At 61.4% G+C, this 22,589-nt stretch carries 21 protein-coding genes; 9 read left to right on the top strand and 12 right to left on the bottom strand.

Annotated elements, in window-relative coordinates; genetic code table 11:
- The first annotated feature begins 9 nt into the window (after positions 1-9).
- Positions 10-369: a glycine cleavage system protein GcvH gene (gcvH, locus tag ACROHD_RS14400; RefSeq protein WP_432678840.1), complete on the top strand. Its 360-nt coding sequence runs from the start codon at positions 10-12 to the stop codon at positions 367-369.
- Between the two features lie 12 nt (positions 370-381).
- Positions 382-3,231 (top strand): aminomethyl-transferring glycine dehydrogenase, encoded by a 2,850-nt coding sequence (gene gcvP / locus ACROHD_RS14395; RefSeq protein ID WP_432678839.1) that lies wholly within the window; start codon positions 382-384, stop codon positions 3,229-3,231.
- A 36-nt stretch (positions 3,232-3,267) separates the two neighbouring features.
- Here gcvP and ACROHD_RS14390 read toward each other — a convergent pair whose 3' ends face one another.
- Positions 3,268-3,792 carry a DUF4329 domain-containing protein gene (locus tag ACROHD_RS14390; protein WP_432678837.1) on the bottom strand — a complete coding sequence of 175 codons (525 nt, stop codon included), beginning with the start codon at positions 3,790-3,792 and terminating at the stop codon, positions 3,268-3,270.
- Between the two features lie 119 nt (positions 3,793-3,911).
- Here ACROHD_RS14390 and yciA point away from each other — a divergent pair, with 119 nt between their 5' ends.
- The gene (gene yciA, locus ACROHD_RS14385) at positions 3,912-4,307 is read left to right on the top strand and encodes an acyl-CoA thioester hydrolase YciA (protein WP_432678836.1); all 396 of its coding nucleotides are present in this window, start codon (positions 3,912-3,914) and stop codon (positions 4,305-4,307) included.
- Between the two features lie 279 nt (positions 4,308-4,586).
- Here yciA and trxC read toward each other — a convergent pair whose 3' ends face one another.
- The 5 genes from trxC to pcaD form a co-directional block, all read right to left on the bottom strand.
- A complete protein-coding gene (gene trxC / locus ACROHD_RS14380; protein WP_432678835.1) occupies positions 4,587-5,033 on the bottom strand; it encodes a thioredoxin TrxC in 447 nt (148 codons plus the stop codon).
- A gap of 132 nt (positions 5,034-5,165) precedes the next feature.
- Positions 5,166-5,372, bottom strand: a complete 207-nt coding sequence (locus ACROHD_RS14375; protein WP_432678834.1) for a cold-shock protein — start codon at positions 5,370-5,372, stop codon at positions 5,166-5,168.
- A gap of 977 nt (positions 5,373-6,349) precedes the next feature.
- Positions 6,350-7,570, bottom strand: a complete 1,221-nt coding sequence (locus ACROHD_RS14370; protein ID WP_432678833.1) for a TCR/Tet family MFS transporter — start codon at positions 7,568-7,570, stop codon at positions 6,350-6,352.
- Positions 7,563-8,891 carry a lyase family protein gene (locus tag ACROHD_RS14365; RefSeq protein WP_432678832.1) on the bottom strand — a complete coding sequence of 443 codons (1,329 nt, stop codon included), beginning with the start codon at positions 8,889-8,891 and terminating at the stop codon, positions 7,563-7,565. Before ACROHD_RS14365 ends, ACROHD_RS14370 begins: the two co-directional genes overlap by 8 nt.
- The gene (gene pcaD / locus ACROHD_RS14360) at positions 8,888-9,685 is read right to left on the bottom strand and encodes a 3-oxoadipate enol-lactonase (protein WP_432678831.1); all 798 of its coding nucleotides are present in this window, start codon (positions 9,683-9,685) and stop codon (positions 8,888-8,890) included. The genes ACROHD_RS14365 and pcaD overlap by 4 nt, the downstream gene beginning before the upstream one ends.
- 329 nt (positions 9,686-10,014) lie before the next feature.
- On the opposite strand from pcaD, the gene ACROHD_RS14355 reads away from it, so the two are divergent.
- Positions 10,015-11,106 carry a Zn-dependent alcohol dehydrogenase gene (locus ACROHD_RS14355; RefSeq protein ID WP_432678830.1) on the top strand — a complete coding sequence of 364 codons (1,092 nt, stop codon included), beginning with the start codon at positions 10,015-10,017 and terminating at the stop codon, positions 11,104-11,106.
- 5 nt (positions 11,107-11,111) lie between these two features.
- Here ACROHD_RS14355 and ACROHD_RS14350 read toward each other — a convergent pair whose 3' ends face one another.
- Complete coding sequence (locus ACROHD_RS14350) at positions 11,112-11,534, bottom strand: GNAT family N-acetyltransferase (protein WP_432678829.1); 423 nt, start codon at positions 11,532-11,534, stop codon at positions 11,112-11,114.
- A gap of 70 nt (positions 11,535-11,604) precedes the next feature.
- Here ACROHD_RS14350 and ACROHD_RS14345 point away from each other — a divergent pair, with 70 nt between their 5' ends.
- Positions 11,605-12,828 (top strand): mandelate racemase/muconate lactonizing enzyme family protein, encoded by a 1,224-nt coding sequence (locus tag ACROHD_RS14345; protein ID WP_432678828.1) that lies wholly within the window; start codon positions 11,605-11,607, stop codon positions 12,826-12,828.
- A gap of 292 nt (positions 12,829-13,120) precedes the next feature.
- On the opposite strand, the gene ACROHD_RS14340 is transcribed toward ACROHD_RS14345, so the two are convergent.
- The 4 genes from ACROHD_RS14340 to ACROHD_RS14325 all read right to left on the bottom strand — a co-directional run bounded on the left by ACROHD_RS14340 (position 13,121) and on the right by ACROHD_RS14325 (position 17,333).
- The gene (locus tag ACROHD_RS14340; RefSeq protein ID WP_432678827.1) at positions 13,121-13,585 is read right to left on the bottom strand and encodes a hypothetical protein; all 465 of its coding nucleotides are present in this window, start codon (positions 13,583-13,585) and stop codon (positions 13,121-13,123) included.
- A gap of 492 nt (positions 13,586-14,077) precedes the next feature.
- Positions 14,078-15,724 (bottom strand): tetratricopeptide repeat protein, encoded by a 1,647-nt coding sequence (locus tag ACROHD_RS14335; RefSeq protein ID WP_432678876.1) that lies wholly within the window; start codon positions 15,722-15,724, stop codon positions 14,078-14,080.
- A gap of 116 nt (positions 15,725-15,840) precedes the next feature.
- A complete protein-coding gene (locus ACROHD_RS14330; RefSeq protein ID WP_432678826.1) occupies positions 15,841-16,608 on the bottom strand; it encodes an FCD domain-containing protein in 768 nt (255 codons plus the stop codon).
- 68 nt (positions 16,609-16,676) lie between these two features.
- Positions 16,677-17,333 carry a YiaD family glycine zipper/OmpA-like lipoprotein gene (locus tag ACROHD_RS14325; protein WP_432678825.1) on the bottom strand — a complete coding sequence of 219 codons (657 nt, stop codon included), beginning with the start codon at positions 17,331-17,333 and terminating at the stop codon, positions 16,677-16,679.
- A gap of 211 nt (positions 17,334-17,544) precedes the next feature.
- Between ACROHD_RS14325 and ACROHD_RS14320 the strand changes: the two genes are divergently transcribed.
- A complete protein-coding gene (locus tag ACROHD_RS14320) occupies positions 17,545-19,410 on the top strand; it encodes a cation:proton antiporter domain-containing protein (protein WP_432678824.1) in 1,866 nt (621 codons plus the stop codon).
- A gap of 59 nt (positions 19,411-19,469) precedes the next feature.
- On the top strand, positions 19,470-20,252 hold the full coding sequence (locus ACROHD_RS14315) for a methyltransferase domain-containing protein (RefSeq protein ID WP_432678823.1): 783 nt from the start codon (positions 19,470-19,472) through the stop codon (positions 20,250-20,252).
- On the opposite strand, the gene ACROHD_RS14310 is transcribed toward ACROHD_RS14315, so the two are convergent.
- Positions 20,249-21,103 (bottom strand): bifunctional helix-turn-helix domain-containing protein/methylated-DNA--[protein]-cysteine S-methyltransferase, encoded by an 855-nt coding sequence (locus ACROHD_RS14310; RefSeq protein WP_432678822.1) that lies wholly within the window; start codon positions 21,101-21,103, stop codon positions 20,249-20,251. The two genes, ACROHD_RS14315 and ACROHD_RS14310, sit on opposite strands and share 4 nt — an antisense overlap.
- 161 nt (positions 21,104-21,264) lie before the next feature.
- Between ACROHD_RS14310 and ACROHD_RS14305 the strand changes: the two genes are divergently transcribed.
- Together ACROHD_RS14305 and ACROHD_RS14300 are read left to right on the top strand one after the other, a co-directional pair.
- Positions 21,265-22,068: a GNAT family N-acetyltransferase gene (locus ACROHD_RS14305; RefSeq protein ID WP_432678820.1), complete on the top strand. Its 804-nt coding sequence runs from the start codon at positions 21,265-21,267 to the stop codon at positions 22,066-22,068.
- A gap of 33 nt (positions 22,069-22,101) precedes the next feature.
- A complete protein-coding gene (locus ACROHD_RS14300; protein WP_432678819.1) occupies positions 22,102-22,554 on the top strand; it encodes a hypothetical protein in 453 nt (150 codons plus the stop codon).
- Positions 22,555-22,589 lie beyond the last annotated feature (35 nt).

Here is a 22,589-nt window from a genome sequence, read left to right as displayed (position 1 = left end):
AGACTCCCAATGAAATTCACCGAAGAACATGAATGGCTGCGCGCCGATGGCGATATCGTGACCGTCGGCATCACCGAGCACGCGGCAACTGCCCTTGGCGACGTGGTGTTCGTGGAACTGCCTGAGGCCGGCACCCAGGTGGCCAAGGACGATGACATCGTGGTGATCGAATCCGTGAAAGCGGCGTCTGACATCATGGCGCCGCTTGATGGCGAGATCGTGGAAGTGAACGACGCACTCGCCGACAACCCCGGCATGGTCAATGACGACCCCATGGGCGAGGCGTGGTTTTTCAAGATCAAGGCGACCGACCTGGCTCAGATGGAAGAGTACATGGACGAGGACGCCTACAAAGAGATGATCGACTGAGGAGAAACCCAGATGGCCTTCACCCCCACGGACTACAAACCCTACGACTTCGCCAACCGCCGTCACATCGGTCCTTCGCCCTCGGAAATGGCGGAGATGTTCGAGGTGTTGGGGGTGAAGGATCTGGACGAGCTGATCGAACAGACCGTTCCAGCCAGCCTGCGCCAGGAAACTCCCCTCGACTTCGGCAAGCCAAAGTCAGAGCGCGAGCTGCTCTATCACATGCGGCAGGTGGCAAAGAAGAACAAGGTCTACTCGACCATGATCGGACAGGGCTTTTACGGTACCGTTTGCCCGCCCGCGATTCAGCGCAACATTCTGGAAAACCCGGCTTGGTACACGGCCTATACGCCCTATCAGCCCGAGATTTCCCAAGGCCGGCTAGAGGCGTTGCTGAACTACCAGACCATGGTGACGGACCTGACTGGTCTGGATATCGCAAACGCATCCCTGCTCGATGAGGCGACGGCAGCGGCCGAGGCCATGACCATGGCGCAGCGCGTTGCAAAGTCGAAAGCCACTGGTTTCTTCGTCGACGAAAACTGCCACCCACAGAACATCGCGGTGATGAAGACCCGCGCTGCACCGCTTGGGATCGAGATCATCGTGGGCTGCCCCGACGATCTGGACCCTCAGGCCGTATTCGGCGCAATCTTCCAATATCCGGGCACCTACGGCCATGTCCGCGACTTCAGCAACGAAATCGCCCGCCTGCATGAAGCGAAAGCCATCGGCATCGTCATTGCGGACCCTCTGGCGCTGACCGTGCTGAAGGAACCGGGCGCCATGGGGGCCGATATCGCCGTTGGATCGACACAGCGCTTTGGCGTGCCCATGGGCTTTGGCGGTCCCTCGGCTGCCTATATGGCCTGCAAGGACGCCTATAAGCGCAACATGCCGGGCCGCATCGTCGGTGTATCCATAGATGCGCAAGGCAATCCCGCTTACCGCCTGTCGCTGCAAACCCGCGAACAGCACATCCGACGTGAGAAAGCCACCTCGAACGTCTGTACCGCACAGGCGCTATTGGCGAATATGGCCAGCTTCTATGCCGTGTTCCACGGGCCAGAGGGGCTGAAGGCCATCGCGCAGCGGGTGCACCGCAAGGCAGTACGCGTGGCGCGCGGGCTGGAGGAGAAGGGTTTCAAGGTCGAGCCCGAGGCCTTCTTCGACACGATCACCGTGGATGCCGGCCCGTTGCAGGGCGCGATCATCGACGCGGCGCGTCGCGAGCGGATCAACCTTCGCCGGATCGGTGAAACTCGGATCGGGATTTCGTTGGATGAAACCACGCGGCCCGAGACGATCGAGCGGCTCTGGCGCGCCTTCGGCATCCATGGCCGCAAGGCCGGGCTGACGGCGGAATACCGGGTGCCCGATGCGCTTCTGCGCCAGTCCGAGTATCTGACACATCCGATCTTCCACCTTAACCGGGCGGAAACCGAAATGATGCGCTACATGCGGCGTCTGGCGGACCGGGACCTGGCGCTCGATCGGGCGATGATCCCGCTTGGCTCCTGCACCATGAAACTGAACGCAGCCGCCGAGATGATGCCAATCACATGGCCAGAGTTTTCCAACATGCACCCCTTCGCCCCCGCCGAACAGGCGCAGGGCTTTGCTGAAATGGCCAAGGACCTGTCCGCGCAACTGTGCGAGATCACTGGCTATGACGCGATGAGCCTTCAGCCCAATTCGGGCGCGCAGGGTGAATATGCGGGGCTTCTGACCATTCAGGCCTATCATCGCGCAAACGGGCAGGGCGACCGCAATATCTGCCTGATCCCGGTATCGGCCCATGGCACCAACCCGGCTTCTGCCCAGATGGTCGGACTGGATGTGGTCGTGGTGAAATCGGCCGAGAACGGCGATATCGATGTGGAAGATTTCCGCGCCAAGGCCGCTGCCGCGGGCGACAAGCTGGCGGCCTGCATGATCACCTACCCCTCGACCCATGGCGTGTTCGAGGAAACCGTGCGCGAGGTGTGCCAGATCACTCATGATCATGGCGGGCAGGTCTATATCGACGGGGCCAACATGAACGCCATGGTGGGGTTGGTGCGTCCGGGCGATATCGGCGGCGATGTGAGCCACCTGAACCTGCACAAGACTTTCTGCATTCCACATGGCGGCGGCGGCCCCGGCATGGGCCCTATCGGCGTCAAGGCGCATTTGGCTCCGCATCTGCCCGGTCACCCGGAAACTGGCGGAACCGAAGGCCCGGTCAGCGCCGCGCCGCTTGGCTCGGCCTCGATCCTGCCGATCTCCTGGGCCTATATCCTGATGATGGGCGGCGAGGGGCTGACGCAGGCGACCAAGGTGGCGATCCTGAATGCCAACTACATCGCCAAACGGTTGGAAGGGGCTTATGACGTGCTGTTCAAGGGCAAGGGTGGCCGTGTTGCGCATGAATGCATCCTTGACACCCGCCCCTTTGCTGACAGCGCCCATGTCACCGTCGACGACATTGCCAAGCGTCTTATCGACAACGGCTTCCACGCGCCAACGATGAGCTGGCCGGTTGCCGGCACGCTGATGGTGGAACCGACGGAAAGCGAAACCAAAGCAGAGCTGGACCGGTTCATCACCGCGATGCTGGCCATCCGCGACGAGATTGCGGCGATCGAAAAGGGCGAGATGGATGCGGTAAACAACCCGCTGAAACACGCACCCCATACGGTGAATGCGCTGATCGGAGACTGGGACCGGCCTTATAGCCGTGAACAGGGCTGTTTCCCACCCGCGAGCTTCCGGGTCGATAAGTACTGGCCGCCGGTTGGCCGGGTGGACAATGCCTATGGTGACCGGCATTTGGTCTGCACCTGCCCGCCGCTGACCGATTACCTGGAAGCGGCCGAGTAACAAAAGCAAGGCGCCGGAAAACCCGGCGCCTTCTTTCTATCTTTCGTTAAAGCGGCGACGCAGCTGCGCCAGCGTGTATTGCTTTTCCACTGGCCCATGCTCTTCCGGGTAAAAGCCGGGATCAGATGGCAGGCATCCCCGCCCGCAGACCTGGTACATGAAGCCGGTCTGCCCGTTGATAAACCACAGCCTTCCACCCGGTGTTGCCACCCACCCGTTGATCCCTCTGGCCATGTCGCCCTCTACGTCGATGGTCGACGGCACTTCTCCGTCATACCCTGGGCCCCAGGCGGCGTGGGTATGCCAGGAGGAGATGATCTGATAGCCGGGCTCTACCGGGATCGTCGCACAGGAGGCTTCCCCGCCCCAACTGACCTTGCTGACATCCAGCTGCCCTGTGGGCGTGCGCACGATATAGCCGCAGACCTCTCGGTTATAAGTGATGGATTGGGGGTTCATGCTGCGAAACAGGGCGTGGACCAGCTCGGTCTCTTCGACGCTTTGCGCCAGTGCGGCGGGGGCGGTCAGGGCAAGGGCGAAAAGCGCGGAAATGAGGCGCATGGGAAACTCCAATTCTCTCAATACAAGAAAAAAGATAGGCGCAGCCGAGACGCGATGCCAGCCTTGTTTGTCCGTGCCGCCGGTGCCACTCTGGCAACGATAGAGGAAAGGCAGGCAAGATGAGTGAGCAAACGACAGACCCTCAAGGCGAACTGACACTTCGCACGGTGGCCATGCCTGCCGATATGAACGGCAATGGCGATATCTTTGGCGGATGGGTGCTGAGCCAGATGGACATTGCCTGCGGCATTCTCGCCCGCGAACGCGCGCGGGGTCGCTGCACTACGGTGGCCGTTGACGCGATGAAATTCATCCGGCCCGTGGCTGTGGGCGACGTGCTCTGCGTTTATACACGGATCGGCCGCGTGGGCCGTACCTCGATGGGGATCGAGGTTGAGGCATGGGTCAAGCGCGGAGCAGTGGGCGAGCGCGAGAAGGTGACAGAGGCGTTCTTCACCTTTGTTGCAATCGATGAAAACGGCAAACCAAGACCGGTGCCGGAACTGCCTGCATAGTCGGTTCACTACGGCGCGAATGTCAGAAAAAACCCCGGAAGACAGGGTTCTTCCGGGGTGGCAGTCAACAGGCAGAAACAACTCAGATCATCGCCCAATCGGTGAAGCGGAACCCGGTCGGGCGCTTCGTGCCTTTTTCGCCGGGGGTCCGAGGGAGGGAACCGGATTGGCGGGCAGGGGCGGGCATGGGGCAATCCTTTCGGGCGGTGTGATCTTGCGTATACGCATAGGTCGCCGCCACCCGCCGGATGGTTCAAACATTTTGACTGCTGCTTTGGATCAGGCTTTGGCCTTTGCATGGCTGCGCACGAAAGTGACAATATCCGCCGCAGGGCGCGCACCGCTCAAGCGCGCTATTTCCTGGCCATTCTGAAATAAGATCAGCAGCGGGATGCCGCGTATTCCGAATTTCTGGCTGACTTGCGGGAAATCCTGCGTGTCGATCTTGGCGAAACGCGCATGGGGGGCAAGCGACCTGGCCGCCTGTTCAAACTGCGGCGCCATCATCCGGCAGGGTCCGCACCAGGGGGCCCAAAAATCCACCAGCAAGGGCAGCTGATCGGACTTGGTGGCCTTGGCCAATGTCGCGGGGTCCAGCGCCTTTACTTTGCCATCCGACAATTTCGCACCGCAAATTCCGCATTTCGGACCCGAAGTCAGCTTGTCGGTCGGAACGCGGTTGACCGCTGCGCATTCAAGACAGGTGAGTTTGGCAGGGGCGGACATGGGAGCTCCGTCTAGTTGACATTGGCAATAAATGGGCAATGGCGCTATGCGATGCAAGGGGTGCCTATGGCAAAGAAGAAGGGGCGCAGCCTGCGCCACGCCCCATCCCGAAATTCTGTCGCGTTAGGCCGATTAGGCCAGGGCGATGTTCGTTGCGCTTTCGCGGCCATCACGGCCAGCTTCCAGATCGTAGGTCACTTTCTGGTTGTCAGCGAGGCCGGTCAGGCCAGCACGTTCAACGGCGGAGATGTGGACGAAAACGTCCTTGCCGCCCGTTTCGGGTGCGATGAAGCCGAAGCCTTTGGTGGTGTTGAACCATTTCACGGTGCCATTGGCCATATCCGTGGTCTCCTAAATTAAGCGTCGCCCGCAGCATGCGGCAACTCTGGCGTCAGTCGGTAGCAGGTCGAGACTGAAGCCGGTTTAGGGAGACAGAGGTCGAAATGCGGTAACGGTCGCACGGCGCATATGGGGGTCGACGAGGCAAATAGCAAGGAAAATCGTATCTGAACCGCGCTTCCTGGTGAGCGAAGTGGGCTATACGAAAGGAGAGCGCAGGCATACGGATGCGCGTCTAATTTCCCACTATCCTTCGCATAAGATGGACTAATCCGGGGACAAGGTCTTTTGGCTGGAACATGGATGGGTGGCGTCTCTGCCCCACAGTGGACGCAACTTGTTCCCTGTCAGACAGATCGCTTTGCGCCAAATACTCACGGGACGCAAAGTACGCCTTTGGCAGTCGGAAGAGAAGCAGGGGGCGGTGCCATAACGCCCCCTGCTTTTCCGTTCGTTTCCATGATTTTAGATCATGGCCCAATCGTCAAACTGCACCGGCCGCGGTCGCGGAGAGGGGGCCGAAGCGGGGGCTGATTGGGGTTTCTGTCTGGCGGTCATTTTGGAGGGCTCTTTTCCTGAAGCCTGATGGGAATGCGGCGCTGAATCCGAGCGGCATAAGATCTGCTCTCGGAAGCCGGGCGGGAGCCTTGATTCCAAAGCCCCCTGAGATCGCCGGCAGCCTCTACACCCCGCATACACCCACTGTACACCCCCAATGCAGACGCCACGCGGCTTTTCGCGCAATCAGGTTTCGGTCGATGCTGCACCCAAGCGCGTGAGCATGAGCCCGACCACTACGGATACGCGCCAAACGTCATCGGCAGGTCAATAGCCCAGACAATGGCCTTGGCGACGAGGGAGAAGATCAGGGAACCGGCGCGCATTCGGAAGTCCTTTCCCCAAGGGGTTGGCCTCAGGCTCCAAGCTGGCCAGATGGGGGCAAGGCTGTGTGATTGGGTGTGATGCCGACAGGAAAGCTATAGCTTGCCGGCGTCATCCCCTGACCTCAACCCGACCCGGAACAGCGCCAATGCCACCAGCATCAGCAACAGCGCCAGAATGAACGGAGCGCCCGGGAAATGGATGGGGGCACCGTCGCGGGTGAACAGGAAGAACACCTGCGTCATGGCCAGCGGCGCCACCACGCTTGCCAGCGCATTCACGGATCCCAGAACCCCCTGCAACTCGCCCTGCTGATCCTCACTGGCGCGCGCGCTCATATAGCTTGAAATTGCAGGCGTCGCGATGGTCCCGATGGCGGCAATCGGGGTGAAAACAAGGATCAGCCAGCCCCAGGGTGACAGGGCGATCCCAAACAGCATGACGCAATCCAGGATCATGGACCACAGAATGGCCCGCACCTCTCCCAGCCGGGGGATAACAAGCCGGATCAGCCAGGCTTGCACGATGATCATCGCGCCGCCGTATAATGTCAGGGACAGCCCGACCAAAGCCTCCCCCCACCCGAAGGAGGCTTGGGTGAAATAGGCCCAGATCACGGGGTAAACATAGCCTGACACGCTGTAGAAGAAGAGCATCAGCAGCATCCAGCCAAGCCCTGGCAATTTCCCGATCTGCCTGAGCCCGCCAAGCGGATTGGCCCGCGCCCACTCAAACGCGCGCCGTTTCCAGCGTGGCAGGGATTCTGGCAAGACCACCAGTCCCAGACCGAAATTCGCCGCCGCCAGCCCCGCCGCGACCCAGAAGGGCATTCGCGTGTCGAACCCGGCCAGCAAGCCGCCCACCATCGGGCCCAGAACAAACCCCACGCCGAACGCTGCTGAAATAAGCCCGAACCGGCCCGCCCGTTCCTCTGGCTTGGAAATATCAGCCATATAGGCATTGGCCGTCGCATGGGTGGCCGAGGTAATGCCGCCAAGGATTCGCCCGATCAGTAGCCAGCCAATGGTGCCCGCCAGCGCCATGATCACATAGTCCAGCGCCAGCATCCCCATCGAGATCAGCAAGACCGGCCGCCGTCCGAACCTGTCCGATAGATTGCCAAGCACCGGGGAAAACAGGAACTGCATGACCGCGAAGACGGCGGCGAGAATACCGCCCCAAATCGCGGCATCCGCAAGATCCACATGTTGAACCTCTCGGATCAGCCCTGGCATCACGGGCATGATCAGGCCGATCCCCATGGCATCCAGAACCACGGTCGACAGGATGAAATAGAGCGGTAGCTGGTTACGCATCAGCCACCGCTTGCGCAAAGGCGCGCGCCTCGGACGGGGCATCCCCCATGGCCCGAGCGGGGTCTGTCACCTCGGCCAGGCCAAGCCCCGGATGGGTCCGTTCCAATACCGACAGCAGCGGCGTGCCGGTTGCGATAGCGTCCTTGCAGGCGGTTTTCACCACCGCTTGCGCTTCGGGGCGTGGCATATGCGCAGCCAGTGCAAAGGACAGTGCCTCGGCATGAATCAGCCCGAGCGGATCGTTCAGCCGCGCGGACATCGCGTCGGCCTGTGGGTCCAGTGTTTCTGCCAGATCGGCAGCAACCGACAGCCCCTTGGCGACCCCCATGATCATCGCGGGCAGGCTTAGCCATTCGGTGAACCACGCTGCTCCGTCCCGCTGCTGCCGGTGCAACGCCGCGCCCTGAACGGCCACGTTCAACGCTTGCACGTGGCGCGCCAACGCAATCAGCACCGATGCGCCGACAGGGTTCTGCTTTTGCGGCATGGTCGAGCTTTCACCCGCGCCCGTAAATCGCACCTCACCCACGTCGCTTTGCGCCAACAGCAACAGATCCTCACCCATCTTGCCCATGGTCCCAGCCACAAGGGTCAGCCACCCAGCCAATTCCGCCACATGGTCTCGTGTTGAGTGGATGGATCGGCCCGGATCGGCCAGCTTCAGAGCTTCGGCCAGTCGTGCCCGTGTCTCTGCCGCTTTTGGCCCGAGTGCTGCCCCATTCCCTGCTGCGCCCGACAGGGTGACTGCCAAAAGCCGGGGCCGCAAGGCGGCCAGTCGCGCCTTGTGGTCCAGCCAGGGCCAGCCCCAGGCCGCCGCAACGGCCCCGAAACTGGTGGGGTTGGCAGTCTGCCCATAGGTGCGCGCCACCATCGGCGTACCCGCATGGTCCCCGGCCAGCCGCGCCAGCGCCTGTGCCATCCGGTCCCCCCGCGCCTCGATCAACGCCAAAGCCTGACGCATCCGTAAGGCCAGGCCGGTGTCGATAATGTCTTGGGATGTCGCGCCCCAATGGGCGTATTGCGCATGTTCGGGCGCTTCCATCTCTTTGCGGAAGGCCGCGATCAGGGCCGGGACGCAGACACCGTTCTGGCCGGTGGCCAGTGACAGGCCCGCCGGGTCGATCTGCACCTCCAGCGATGATCGGTGAATGAACGCCGCGCTGTCGGCCGGGATCACCCCCAAATCGCCCTGCACCTTGGCCAGCATCCCCTCCACCACCAACATGGCGCGAATGTCTGCCGTGTCCGAAAACAGCGTCGCGACATCTCGGTCCGTGAAAAGATCACGCAGCATTGCGCTGTCGAAGGGGCTGATGCTCATGCCGTCTCTCCATGGCCAATGGCGGTAAGGAACTCTGATAGCTTTTCGGCGAAAAGCGGCGCCGAGTCCACGCAAGGCAGATGCCCTGCTCCCCGCAGCAGTTTAAACCGCGATCCGGGGATCAGATCCGCAAGCTCTCGCACAAGGTCAGGCGGGGTCGATCTGTCTTCGCTTCCCACGGTCACCAGCGTTGGCAATCGCAGCCCGCTTGTCGGGGTGATGAAATCGGTCCCGGCGATGGCGGCACACACCCCGATGTAGCCCTCCGGGTCTTGGCGTTCGATCATTGCACGGATCGCCGCATCGCCGCCCTCGGCCCGAACCCGCCGCGAGAACCATCGCGCCATCAGCTCATCGCTGATTGCGGTCATACCCGCCGTTCGAACCGTTTCGATCCGATCCTGCCAGCCAGCCTTGGTGCCGATCTTGGACGCAGTACCCGACAGCACCAGTGCCCGGATCTGATCCATCCGCTTCACCGCCAGCCCCTGGGCCACCAGCCCCCCGACCGACATCCCGACAAAAACCGTGTCGCGCAGTTCCAACGCATCCAGCAGCGCTTCAGCATCGCGGACCATGGCGCCCATGGAATAAGGCCCCGGCGGCACATCGCTTGCCCCATGCCCGCGCAGGTCGTAACGGATCAAACGATACCCTGCGGGCATACGCGCGCAGACCTCGTCCCATATCGACAGCTCGGTCCCAAGCGCCCCGGCAAAAACCACCGGCGCACCGTGCGTGTCGCCGCTTTCTACTACATTCAACCCAAAGGTGCCAAGCCCGATCCGTGCCATCACCAAACCTCCAAATGTCCCTCCCTTCTCCGACACCTGCCTGCCAACCGCAACCCGGCCGTCTTCCTGGTTCAAAGACTTACGCCGGTGGCATTCTCCCCCTCTTGCGCCAGCCGGGGGTTGAGAAGGGCCGCCCACGGGTCGACGCCGATAGGCGGCGAAACCGGCCTGCCCTATGTCCGAGGGGTCTATCGGGGGTGCAAGAGGGGTGACAGCCAGCCTGACACGCCGACAATGTCGCTACGGAACCGACTCAATGCCGCATCAGGGGCTTGCACAGCACACCAAGCCACAGCACTCTCCCGTGAAAAAGCAGGGAGAGTCTTCATATGACCCGAGTAAAAGCCGCCGTCTGCCGCGCCTTTGGCGAACCGCTGACAATTGAAGAGATCGACCTGCGCGCGCCCGGTCAGGGCGAGGTCGAAGTCCGCCTCGACGCCGTTGCCATCTGTCATTCCGACATCTCCTACATCGACGGTGGTTGGGGCGGTGATCTGCCTGCGGTGTATGGCCACGAGGCCGCGGGCCGCATTACGTCGACCGGGCCCGGTGTTACCGCCTATGCGGTCGGCCAGAAGGTCTTGGTGACACTGATAAAGTCCTGCGGAACTTGTGGATCCTGCGCTTCTGGAGCTCCGGTCTATTGCGACGGCAACCAGCCGGTGGAACCCGCCATTCGCCTGACCGATGGCACCCCCGCAACCAAGGCGATGGAATGCGGGGCCTTCGCTGAAGCAGTGGTGGTCCATCAAAGCCAGCTGGCACCGCTGCCTGACGAGATGCCCGCCGATGTGGCCAGCCTGCTGGCCTGTGGGGTCATCACCGGCGTCGGCGCGGTGGTTAACACGGCCCAAGTGCGCCCGGGGCAGAATGTTGTTGTAATCGGTGCGGGCGGGGTTGGGCTCAATGCCATTCAAGGGGCCCGTATCGCGGGTGCTGCCCGCATCATCGCGATGGATATGTCAGAGGAAAAGCTGAACGATGCCAAAGCTTTCGGTGCCACGGACGGGGTTCTCGCCAGTGACAAGACACCTTGGAAGGCCATCGCCGAGATCACCAATGGCAAGATGGCTGACGCGGTGTTCGTGACCGTGGGCGCGATCCCGGCTTATGAACAATCCCTGCGCCTGCTAGCGCGTGGCGGCATGATGTATGCCGTGGGTATGCCCCATAGCGGAGCGATGGCGGAATACGAACCGGTGATCATCGCGGCCGTAGGGCAGGGGATGAAAGGCTCTAAGATGGGTGACGCGGTTTTGCCCCGCGACATCCCTTGGATGGTGGATATGTACAGCCAGGGGCGGCTCAAGCTGGATGAGCTGATCTCGAACCGCTGGACGCTCGACCAGATCAACGAGGCCATCGCCGATACCAAGACGGGCCACGCCCGGCGTAACGTGATCCTGCTCGGCGGAGCCTGACCCGGTCAGTCCCAGGAATAGACGACGACACCTGTCTGCGCCTGCCCTCCGAGGCGGGCGTAGAGTGCGCGAGCGGGGATGTTGTCTTCCTCGGTCGCCAGCCAGACCGTTTCGCAGCCCATGGCGCGGGCTTCAGTCAGCACGCAACGCGCACGAGCCAGCCCGATCCCGCGCCGCCGCCAGTCTTCGTGGACGCCGATTTCGTCCAGGTAAAAGCTCGGCTCCTTGTCCGGTTCCAGTACAACAGCGCCGGACGCCATTCCGACAAGCTCGCCATCGGAAAATGCCCCGATCAGCAGCTGCCCCGGTGCCGAGAGCTTTTGCTTCAGTCGGTCGGGGCGAACCGGCCCGTCGAACACCCCGTCGCGGACAGACAGGACGTTGTCGGCATCTTCCAAGCCTAGGCGGCGAATCTCGATAGCATCCATTCCAGACCCTCCTTGCCCAACCGTGCCGGGCGGGGCAGGGTGACGCAAGCACAGCTAAGGGAGCAGCTGAATGAAACTGGCCGATCTTGAGATATTTGTCATCGCGCCACCCAATCCCGGTATGGGCGGGCGCTACTGGATCGTGCCGAAGCTGACCACCGCCTGCGGAATCATGGGCTATGGCGAATGCTATGCGTCCTCGGTGGGACCAGAGGCGATGCGCGCTGTCATCGCGGACGTGTTCCAGCGCTATTTCGAGGGGGAGAACCCTGAGAATATCGAGCGGATCTTCCGCAGAACCTATTCCTCGGGTTTTACGCAGCGGCCCGATCTGACCGTCATGGGCGCCTATGCAGGGCTGGAAATCGCCTGTTGGGATATCCTCGGCAAGGCGCGCAACCGCCCGGTCTGGGCCCTGATCGGCGGCAAGATGAACGAGCGGCTGAGGGCCTATACCTATCTTTATCCGCTCGCCCATCACCACCCGACCGAATTCTGGATTTCGCCCGAGATGGCCGGAGAGGCCGCCGACGATTGCGTCGCGCGCGGCTATACGGCGGTGAAGTTCGACCCGGCAGGCCCCTACACCATGCGCGGCGGCCATATGCCCGCAATGTCAGACATCACCCGCTCGGTTGCCTTCTGCAAGGCGATCCGGGAGGCCGTGGGCGACAAGGCGGACCTTCTCTTTGGCACCCACGGCCAGTTCACGCCGGGCGGCGCAATCCGGCTGGGGCAGGCGCTGGAACCTTATAGCCCGCTGTGGTTCGAAGAACCGACACCGCCGGATAACCACGCCGCCATGGCCGAGGTCGCCCGCGCGGTGCGCATCCCGGTCGCCACCGGCGAACGTCTGACCTCCAAGGCAGAATTCGCCGACGTGCTGCGCGCGGGCGCGGCGACGATCCTGCAACCGGCGCTTGGCCGGGCGGGCGGCATCTGGGAAGGCAAGAAGATCGCGACCCTTGCCGAAACCTTCGGCGCGCAGATCGCGCCCCATCTTTATGCCGGGCCGGTGGAATGGGCGGCCAATGTGCAGCTTGGCGTGACCTGTCCGAACCTGTTGATGGTCGAAACGATCGAGACGGACTTTCACCGTGATCTGATCGGCGGCACGATCCGGGTAGAGAACGGGTTTGTCACGGCGCCGGACGAACCGGGGCTAGGGATCAGTTTCAACGAAGACCTCGCCCGTGCGCATCCCTGCGACCGCACTGGTCTGCACCTGGAAATGCAGGATGCAGCCTGCGACTGGCAGAACGGCAACGCCTTTGCGGGCGGCTCGCCGGAGTAGGGCGGAAGGGCTTTCGAAAGCCCTTTGTCACGCGGTTTCGAAACCGCGTCGCCACCGTCCTTGAAACGCGTCATGCGGGATTGTTTCCGGGTGCAGGGCGCCATGATAGTGACGAGGCGTTCTCCCGCGCCCATTCTCGCGACTGGCAAAACGGGATCGCCTTTTAATGGGGATCGCCGGAGAAGTGTCGTCGCTTCAAAGTGGGTTCGATGCCCGCTTTAGACGCGCCGTGGTGTATTCAGATGACCACAAGTTGCATCAAACCTGACAGCACGCATCGAACCAATTGGGATCAAGTGGCCGAGGACAGCTCGGCATACAAGGCGTCGTATTCTGCTTGCAATGCGCCTACGTCTTCACCGTTGGCGGTCATTGCAGCGATCGTCGCTCCCGCTTGGTCAAGCTGATAGAGGCGATCAGAACGGCCGGGATCTGCATCAAGGCTTAGTGCTTCGGTCGCTCCAAAAGTGTTTGTGGCTACATCGCGTGTAGCGAAGAAGTCACGATTTGAGTCCCAATCCGCCTGCGAGAAGTACAGTGGTGCGCCAGCAGCCCACGCAGCCAGCCCAAATGTCGGCCCTGCGTCCATGCTGGTCAGTTCGCCGCGAATGTCGCCAGAGAGGTTTTCAACACCAGCAGACGTGACTGCCATGGCGGCCAGGCCCAGTCCAACAAGGCCGGCGGTTAGCACCACCCAGTCGACGGTCACGGCACCGTCTTCGGATGTGACGAAGTGAAAGGCTTTTGTCGAATTCATTGTTCTTTTCCATTGTGAATAGAGTCATCAACAACAATCTCGCACTTCAACATGCCCATTTCCGGGCATGCTCAAGGTAAAAGCTTGATGAAAGAGTGACCCGTTCCAATCGGGATCGTCGCTACCTTAAGTTGTGTAACAGGCGCAGGCCTCAACCCTTCAGGCCGTCTTGCAGCTCCCCCAACCCTCTTATGCGCGAAGCTTAGCTTGGCGGTGCAAAAGTGAGGCATGGGCGTCGCCAGAGGGCAATGCGGGTCGAGGTATCAGCAGTCTTTGGAAGTCAGCGCGCGGTGTGGCTTGGCGTGACCTGTCCGAACCTGTTGATGTTCAAAACGATCGAGACGGACTTCCACCGTGGTCTGATCGGCGGCTCGCCGGAATAGCGATGCCCCTTGAGCAGGTGAACATGCGTGGAGGGCGCTGGTCGCCAACGCCGCCATTGCGCATCATAGAGCGCGGTGGCAGATAAGACCCCTTTGCGTTTGCCAATGGCTACTCTGCTGCCAGCGCCTTTTGGCGGCAATAACACGATGCCTTGATCGGGACTTCTGCACGGGCGGCGGCCTTGTCGAGCTGCAATTTGATATGAGCTGCTTCAACCGTTTCGCCGCGCCGGGTCAGGCATTCATGCAGGCCGTGAAGGCTCCAGACATTGCCGGGGTGTTGACAGGCGCGGCTCAACGTTGAATCGAGCCCCAGATCGGCGCGATACACCGCCTCTGCTTCGTCTGTATGTCCCTGTTCAAGCAAAAGGGCCCCAAGCGCGTGGCGCGTTGGCTGCATCCATCCCCACGGTTCGTCGTATGGCAGGTTGTCGTCAATCTCGACCGATTTGCGCAGATGCGCGAAAGCCGTCTCATGCTCGCCCTTATGATAAGCGAGCTCACCCAGCATCATCTGCTCGGCCACCTTCAGGATGTCGCGGCAGGTGTTGTTGAACAGCATCCGGGTTTCGGGCACCCGTGCCAGTGCCTCGTAAAACGCGGCCTGTTCACGCTCGGCATCCGAGATCTTGTGAAGATTTGCCAAGGCAACCGTCCGTGCATAGCGCATCATGGCGGTTGTCACGCTGAACAACTCCTCATCCTCTGGCATGTCCTGATCGAGGATATCCTGCCAGCGCCCGAACCTGATCAGCACATGCTGTTTCATCGGGATGAACCCTTCGAACCAATCGGCCATGGGGCGAAGGGTGTCCGACGGGAGCGTTGCAATCAATTCTTCGGCGGCTTCCAGCGCGGCCGTAGGTTGCCCGAGGAACATCGCGCCGTAGATCTTGAAATGATAGTTGTGGCACCGATAGACGGAATAGAAGTTGTCGGGGCCCTCGCGTTCAAGGAATTTCCGGTCGGCCACGATGGCGGTGTGATTGCGAAGCACGACGTTCATGTAATCGCCGCACAAAACGTCGATATGGGTGGGCATATGAAGAAGATGGCCCGCATCAGGCACCATGGTGCTGAGGGCATCTCCATGGCGGAGCGCGCGTTCGGGATGCGGCGACATCTCCATCAGGTGGACATACATATGCAGCAGCCCCGCATGTTCCCACGCACCCGGAAGCGATTCAAAGGCCGTGTCGAGCACGGAGATGGCCTCGAGCGTGTCGGCGCCTTCCGCCGGTTTCCCTGTCGGCAGATCCCAAAGCTGCCATGGGGTTCGGTTCATCAACGACTCAGCGAAAATGGCACAAACGTCGAGGTCGTGACCGAAGTCGGCGTGAACCTTCCTCATTGCGTTTGCGAAGGCATCATTCCAAGGTCCGAAATCCTCGATTTCTGACGAGGCTGGGTAGCGGGTTGAAAGCGCTTCGATCAGCGCCTGTTCAACGGGTGTCACTCTATCAAGCACCCGGGATGCGGCCTCAAGGGAAGCTTTTGCCAAAGCGATGCAGTCAGGCTTTTCCTCGTCCTCGAACGCTTCCCACGGCTTGTTGTAGTTGGGCCCGATGCAATACGCGATTCCCCAATGCGCCATGGCGCAATCCGGATCGGCGGCCAGGGCTTTCTGAAAGCAGACAATCGCTTCTTCGTGATTGTAGCCGTAGGTCCAGATAAGGCCCCGATCAAACCACTTTTGTGCTTTGTCAGAGGCTGTTGAAACTTTCCGGTTGTAGTCACCGAGATCATAGTAGCCCATCACTCAGACCCTCCTTTGATCCGGCGAAGACTGCCATGAGTGGCCCATTTTCGGAAGCAAGGAGGCAATCTGGCAGGGGTTGGCGCATGTAATCGGCGACCGCCGGCTTGGGTTCCCTAGCGTTCCTGCTCATGCGCGTAGCGCAGTTTGGCGATCTCTTCGTTCTTGGCGATCTTGTTTTGCAGGTCCAGTGCTTCTTCCACGAAGGTCAGGTGGACATGCACGGCTTCGCGCGCCGCGTTTGGGTCGCGGGCCTGGATGGCGTCATTAATGGCACGGTGATGTTCCAGCAGGATGTCACGGGTGTTACGCTGCCGGAACATGACCTGGCGATTGTAAAAGACGCCCTCTTTCAGCAGATCGAACATAGACCGCATCATGTGCAGCATGATCACGTTGTGGCTGGCCTCGATGATTGCCAGGTGGAACTGCGCGTCAAGCTCCGCTTCGTCCGCCGGGTTCCGCTTGGTGTGCGCCACTTCCATCTTGCGCAGGATTGTGTTGATGACCTTGAGATCGGTTTCCGTTCCAGCCACGGCGGCGCGGGCGGCGGCAACCCCCTCCAGATCGCGGCGGAAGCCGATATAGTCCAGCACTGCCTGATCATGGGCGGCAAACAACCGGATCAGGGCGGGGGAAAAGGCGCTGCCCAGAACGTCGGCCACGTAAATGCCCGCCCCCGCGCGGGTGGCCAGAAGGCCACGGTCCTGAAGTTCCGCAATCGCCTCCCGCAAACTGGGTCGTGACACGCCGAGCCGTTCCGACAATTCGCGTTCGGACGGCAAGCGCTCACCCGGACGCAGAATACCACGCAGGATCAATTGCTCGATCTGGCGAACAACCGATTGCGACAGCTTCTCTGCGTCGATGCGTTGGAATGGCATTCGTGGACCTCCCTCTGATTGGTCAGATTAAGTGACCAGATCAAGGGAAGTCCAGTGAAAGCGTAAGCTCAGTTGGTCGGGCGGATGATGATTTCCACACGGCGGTTCAGTTGGCGGCCCTCGGGCGTCAGGTTCGTGGCCACCGGTTCGTTTTCTCCCCGGCCAAAGCTGCGCACGCGGGCCGGGTCGACGCCCTGCTCCAGAAGCACCCCGGCAACCGCGCTGGCGCGGCGAGCTGACAGATCCTGATTATACTCGGCCGATCCGACGTTGTCGGTGTGGCCGATCACGTCCACCGTCGAGGCCGGGTATTGTTGCAGGTTGCGGGCCATGGCACGCAGATCGGCCTGTAACCCGGCGCGGATCGCGGCGCTGTCGGTGTCAAACAGGATGCCGTCGGGCATGGTGACCATAAGGTGATCGCCTCGGTTGTCGATGACGACGTTTTCATTGGCCATCGAGGCGCGCAGATCGGCGGCCTGCTGATCCAGCGAATGGCCGATCGCCCCGCCCACAAGGGCCCCTGCGGCGGCCCCAAGCACCGCATTGCGGCCCCGGTTGTCATTGTCGGCAGTAGCGCCAAGGAAGGCCCCGAGCATACCACCGATCACCGCCCCGTCACGGGTGCGGTTCTGGTTCGGATCCTGAAGATAAGCCGGTTCACAGGCGGCGAGACCCATGACCGAAATCAGGCTAAGAGAGATAATACGGGTGGGGGTTTTCATATGGCTGCCTTTCCCAATAGTCCGGACCCGGTCTTTTGCGGGGGTTTCCGCGCGACTATAGCAGCGGATTTTCGCTGTGGCAGCAGTAACTTGTTATCAGGCGGAAACCCGCGCACTTCGGGCGGCCCGATTCAACAGGCTGAGGACTGCAATCGCCAGTTGCATTCACTGGTTTCTGCCTTAGGCTCTGCCCTTCGTAAAGGGGACATCTATGACCGATTTTTTGCTGCTTGCGTTCATCTTTCTGATTGCTGGTGTGATTGCCGTACCAATCGCCTCAAGACTCGGGCTTGGGTCGGTGCTGGGATATCTGATTGCCGGCATTGTCATAAGCCCGGTGCTGAGCTTGTTGCATGTGGATGTGACCTCGATCCAGCATTTCGCAGAGTTCGGCGTGGTCATGATGTTGTTTCTGGTGGGTCTGGAGCTGGAGCCCAAGAATCTCTGGTCGATGCGCGCACAGCTTTTAGGGCTTGGTGGCGGGCAGGTAGGCCTTACGGCAGCAGCAGTCATGGCCGTGGCCCTGGCCCTTGGTCAGCCTTTTTCAGTTGCCTTGGCGATCGGGCTTGTCTTTGCGCTGTCTTCGACGGCCATCGTCCTGCAGACGCTTAATGAAAAGGGGCTGATGCGTTCCGATGGTGGACAGTCTTCCTTTGCAGTGCTGCTGACGCAGGACATCGCCGTTATCCCGATGCTCGCCTTCATTCCCCTGCTGGCCATGCCCGAGTTGGTCGACGCGCTGAGCCATGGGGCGGGCCACGGGGAAGACGGTGGTCACGGGCCAGGGCTTAGCCTTGTTGATGGCCTGAATGGCTGGCAGACGGCGCTGGTCACGCTTGGTGCTGTTGGTGTGGTGGTTATGGGCGGCAACTATCTGACAACGCCGATCTTCCGCTTTATCTCGGTCGCCAATCTGCGAGAGCTGTTCACCGCAACCGCGCTTATGATGGTGGTCGGCATCGCGCTGCTGATGTCATTGGTGGGGCTGTCCCCGGCACTTGGCACGTTTCTGGCCGGTGTTGTTTTGGCGAACTCGCCCTACCGGCATGAGTTGGAAAGCGATATCGACCCGTTCCGCGGGCTGCTGCTTGGCCTGTTCTTCATGACCGTGGGGGCCGGGGTCAACTTTGCCCTTCTGGCTGAAAACCTGGGAACCACAATTTCCCTGACGCTTGGTCTTATGGCGCTGAAAGTAGCTGTGCTGCTGGTTCTGGCGATGCTGTTCAAGATCCGGGGTGCCGACAAATGGCTGTTTGCACTCGGCCTTGCACAAGCGGGCGAATTCGGCTTTGTGCTGCTCTCCTTTACCGTGGTAAATGCGGTCATACCGGCGGCGCTGGCCGATCAGCTGCTGCTGGTGGTGGCCTTGTCCATGCTGCTGACCCCGGCTCTCTTCATCCTTTATGACAAGGTGATCCGCCCCCGGTATACGCTAGAGGCCGAGCGTGAAGCCGATGAAATGCCCGAAGGCTCTAACGTCATCATTGCAGGCGCTGGCCGGATCGGAGGGCTGGTGGACCGGATCGCGCGGGCGGCGGGGCATCAGACGACGGTGATCGACTATTCCTCTCGCAGGCTCGATATCATGGCCCGCTTCGGTGCGCGGCTTTACTACGGCGATGCAACGCGGCCCGATCTGCTGCACGCGGCGGGGATTGCCGAGGCCAAAGTGCTGGTGGTGGCAATCGACGACCGCGAAGGGATCACCCAGATCGTCCATCACGTCACGTCTACCTATCCGAACGTCCATGTGATTGCGCGCGCAACCGACCGCGACCATGTCTATGATCTCTGGCAACATGGCTGCCGCGATATCATCCGTGAAACCTATGACAGCAGCCTGAGGATGGGGCGATCGGTGATCGAGGCTTTCGGGATAGACCGCAACCGGTCAGAAGCCATGATCTCGGCCTTCAATGCCCAGGACCGCGAGGCGATGCTGCGGGTGGCGGACGTTCACCGCCTGGACGTGCCCCCGCATGAGAACGAGGAATATATCGCGCGGGTGGCAGAGTTCCGGGAAGAATTTGAGGAAGCTCTGAAAGCCGAGATGGAGCAGATCAGGGCGGGCGGGTAACCCAAGAAGAGCGGAACCTGTTTCCGTGCTATGGTAGTAGTCCGGATAGGGGGGCGCCATTGCTGACATTTGATGCTGAAACGGCGGAAATCCTGGAAACGGCGTATCAAGGCGCGGATATTACCCGGCGAAGGCGCAGGGTTTTTGACGACGTGGCGCCGGTCTCTGGTGATCGCATCCTTGACCTTGGCTGCGGAAACGGCTTGCTGACGCAGGAGCTTGCGCGCGCTGTTGGGCCACGCGGACAGGTCGTTGGCCTCGATCCCAGCCCCGAAATGCGCGCTTTGGCACAGGAAAGATGCGCGGGGCTGTCCAATGTAGATATTCGGGATGGGGCAGCGGAACGCCTTCCCTTTGACGAAGCGAGTTTCGACAAGGCTGTGTCCCTGCAGGTTTTCGAGTATCTCGATGACCTTCCCGCCGTCTCGGCAGAGCTGTTCCGCGTTTTGCGCCCCGGCGGTCGGCTGGTTGTGGGCGATGCGCATTGGGACATGCTGGCCTGGTTCAGTGACCAGCCCGAGCGAATGGCGCGGATGCAGGAGATCTGGGATTGTCATCTGGTAGACCGGATCGTTCCCGCGCGTTTGCCATCGATCCTGACCCACGCCGGATACAATGTGGACTCGGTGCGCCCCATCACGTTCACCGACACCAGCCTGCGCCCGGACGGTCTGGCGAACATGATGATCATTCTGATGACCAACTATGCCATTCAGACCGAGCCGGAGGCCGCGGATATGGCGAAGGCATGGGCCGAAGAACAGCGAACGCTCGCACGGCAGGGCCGCTTCTTCTTCGCGATAACCTATTTCTCCATCACCGCGCGCAAGCCTGACGCCTAAGCGCTTTCGCGCGCGTCCTCCTCCGCCGCTTCCCAGGCCAGCATGGCGCGTTTCACCGGCAGGCCCCAGTGATAGCCGCCAAGCCCCCCTGATTTGCGCAAGGCGCGGTGACAGGGAATGAGCCAGCTGATCGGGTTGCGCCCCACGGCAGTGCCCACGGCGCGCACGGCCTTGGGATTGCCCACAGCGCTCGCGATCTCCGAATAGGTAGTGACATGGCCTGTGGGTATGCGCAGCAACGCCTCCCACACCTTGATCTGAAAGGGAGCGCCGATCAGGTAGAGCCGCGCCTCGCCCTTTTCAGCACCAAAGGCCGCATCTGCCCAGGGCTTCAACGCCATCGGATCTTCGGTGAAGCGGGCATGGGGCCAACGCCCCAGCATGTCTTCCATCGCGGCCTCTGGCCCCGTTTCGGCGGCGAAGGCGATGCCGCAGATGCCCTTTTCCGTCCCCATGATCAGGGTCGGGCCGAAGGGGCTTTCATACCAGCCCCAATAGATCTCCAGGCCGTCCCCCCCGCGCGCGTAGTCGCCGGGGCTCATCGCTTCCCACGTCACGAACAGGTCGTGCAGCCGGCCAGAGCTGGACAGCCCGACTTCATCTGCCGTGGCGAGCGTCGTGAACCGGTCGCGCAACAGGTGCTTGGCGTGGTCGAGGGTCAGATATTGCTGATAGCGTTTGGGGCTGACGCCGACCCAACGGGAAAACACCCGTTGCAGATGGGCGGGGCTCATCCCAAGGCTTTTGGCCAAATCTTCCAATGAAGGCCCCGGACCGGGGGCCGCATCGATCACGTCTAGCGCGCGGCGGATCACGTTGAAATGGTAGGCGGTGTCGTCGGGTGGGGTCATTTGGTGCGTCTCCTGCCCCCAGATGTAATGCGCCTCGCCTATCCCCGCGACCCGTTTCTTGCGCATCTTCTTGCAGTGCCCCGGGCATCCCCCGCTTTGATGCGAGACAGACGACAAGCGGCCTGCTAGGCTCGTTCAGATTGGCATTTTTGGATTAGTATATGCTCGATGAATTTTTTGGGTCGCCCGCCCAAAAGGGGCTACAACGGCGTGCGGCGGCGATGTGGACGCTGCTTCAAGACGATCCCGCCTATTGCTGTCATGGCCGAGCGGTCGGCGTGACCGATCCGGCGCCGACGTCGCTCGCGCAGCAGATTTCGCTGGCGCGCCTTCAAGGGGTCTCGTCCTGCGAAGGTGTTTCGGCGGCGGACGCTGCTGCGCGCCGGGCAGCGCTGGAAGCGGCGGGGCTCGCACTTGATGAATATGTCAGTTGGGTAGGTCGGGACAGGGCCATTCGGGCCGCGCAAGCGGTGCTGGCCAGCCGGTCCCTGCCCGAGGGCCTGCAAATTAGGCAGGTCGATGCCGATACCCCTGCCGTGGTCATGCAGCAACTGGACCGGGTGACAGCCTCCTGCGAGGTTTTGTTGCCCATGGGGCAATTCCTGCGCGGTCTTACACGACCGGCGGTTTGCGTCTATGCGCAGACTGATGATGGAGAGGTGGTGGCCACATCCGCTGGCGTGGCGCAATTCCATCCAGACAGTAGCCGGGGACGCGAGTTCTGGTGGGGAATGCTGGCGACGGATGATCGCTTTCGCGGTCAGGGGCTCGCCATCCTGCTCGGAGCAGAGTCGATGGTGCGTATGGTCGACAGGCACGGCATGACCGGGTTCTTCACCGGGATACGCGCCGGGAATGCCCCGTCTGAACGACTCTGCAGCAAGCTTGGGCTCGAAGCGACGGACCGGTCAATTCTGATTTCAATCGCCCCGGAGGTCTTTGCCCAAGCAAACGTGACCAAGTGAGGTTTCAGGCGCGACAACAGAAGGACACGTTCCATGTCCAAGTCCCAACCCGCCACGGCCTTTTGCGCCGCAGCCGTTATGGCCGTCCTTGCGACTCCGGCCATGGCCTGTGTGATCCCGCTACCGGATTGCCCGCTGGATGGCGGTGGTATCGCCTACCTGAACGGAGACAATGCGGGGGCCGTGCATTTCACCGAGCAACACGTTGTCGACGGGCGTACCGAGGCGCGATCGGTTCTTGTCGAATGCACCAGCCGTCAGGGGATTGCCATCGAAGAACCCGATAGCTGGGACGATCGCTATTATGATGCCTATGACCTGATGAGCGATGCGCTCTTTTCCGAGCAGGCCGTCACCTTGCGCGCGCTGACGCGGGACATTCGGGCCTTGGGGGTCGAGGTGCAAAGGATCACGCTGCCCGAAGGTCACTGCGGCTGCGATCTGCCGAATATGCCGCTGCCGGAGTATTACTGCCCAGAGTTTTGACGTTCTTCGATGCCCCCCAGGTGCGGGCCATGACG

Source organism: Nioella aestuarii, assembly GCF_050896395.1.
GTDB classification, from domain to species: domain Bacteria; phylum Pseudomonadota; class Alphaproteobacteria; order Rhodobacterales; family Rhodobacteraceae; genus Nioella; species Nioella aestuarii.
Note: the sequence above shows the minus strand (reverse complement) of the source record. Positions and strands in the feature narration are given on the sequence as shown.

Bases quoted from the DNA above. Each gene is read 5' to 3' on its own strand.
- ACROHD_RS14320 (WP_432678824.1), top strand. From the start codon at position 17,545: ATGACCGATTTTTTGCTGCTTGCGTTCATCTTTCTGATTGCTGGTGTG.
- ACROHD_RS14355 (WP_432678830.1), top strand. From the start codon at position 10,015: ATGACCCGAGTAAAAGCCGCCGTCTGCCGCGCCTTTGGCGAACCGCTG.
- ACROHD_RS14350 (WP_432678829.1), bottom strand. From the start codon at position 11,534: ATGGATGCTATCGAGATTCGCCGCCTAGGCTTGGAAGATGCCGACAAC.
- ACROHD_RS14330 (WP_432678826.1), bottom strand. From the start codon at position 16,608: ATGCCATTCCAACGCATCGACGCAGAGAAGCTGTCGCAATCGGTTGTT.
- ACROHD_RS14370 (WP_432678833.1), bottom strand. From the start codon at position 7,570: ATGCGTAACCAGCTACCGCTCTATTTCATCCTGTCGACCGTGGTTCTG.
- gcvH (WP_432678840.1), top strand. From the start codon at position 10: ATGAAATTCACCGAAGAACATGAATGGCTGCGCGCCGATGGCGATATC.
- gcvP (WP_432678839.1), top strand. From the start codon at position 382: ATGGCCTTCACCCCCACGGACTACAAACCCTACGACTTCGCCAACCGC.
- ACROHD_RS14340 (WP_432678827.1), bottom strand. From the start codon at position 13,585: ATGAATTCGACAAAAGCCTTTCACTTCGTCACATCCGAAGACGGTGCC.
- pcaD (WP_432678831.1), bottom strand. From the start codon at position 9,685: ATGGCACGGATCGGGCTTGGCACCTTTGGGTTGAATGTAGTAGAAAGC.
- ACROHD_RS14310 (WP_432678822.1), bottom strand. From the start codon at position 21,103: ATGACCCCACCCGACGACACCGCCTACCATTTCAACGTGATCCGCCGC.
- ACROHD_RS14335 (WP_432678876.1), bottom strand. From the start codon at position 15,724: ATGGGCTACTATGATCTCGGTGACTACAACCGGAAAGTTTCAACAGCC.
- ACROHD_RS14305 (WP_432678820.1), top strand. From the start codon at position 21,265: ATGCTCGATGAATTTTTTGGGTCGCCCGCCCAAAAGGGGCTACAACGG.
- yciA (WP_432678836.1), top strand. From the start codon at position 3,912: ATGAGTGAGCAAACGACAGACCCTCAAGGCGAACTGACACTTCGCACG.
- ACROHD_RS14365 (WP_432678832.1), bottom strand. From the start codon at position 8,891: ATGAGCATCAGCCCCTTCGACAGCGCAATGCTGCGTGATCTTTTCACG.
- ACROHD_RS14390 (WP_432678837.1), bottom strand. From the start codon at position 3,792: ATGCGCCTCATTTCCGCGCTTTTCGCCCTTGCCCTGACCGCCCCCGCC.
- ACROHD_RS14325 (WP_432678825.1), bottom strand. From the start codon at position 17,333: ATGAAAACCCCCACCCGTATTATCTCTCTTAGCCTGATTTCGGTCATG.
- ACROHD_RS14375 (WP_432678834.1), bottom strand. From the start codon at position 5,372: ATGGCCAATGGCACCGTGAAATGGTTCAACACCACCAAAGGCTTCGGC.
- ACROHD_RS14345 (WP_432678828.1), top strand. From the start codon at position 11,605: ATGAAACTGGCCGATCTTGAGATATTTGTCATCGCGCCACCCAATCCC.
- trxC (WP_432678835.1), bottom strand. From the start codon at position 5,033: ATGTCCGCCCCTGCCAAACTCACCTGTCTTGAATGCGCAGCGGTCAAC.
- ACROHD_RS14300 (WP_432678819.1), top strand. From the start codon at position 22,102: ATGTCCAAGTCCCAACCCGCCACGGCCTTTTGCGCCGCAGCCGTTATG.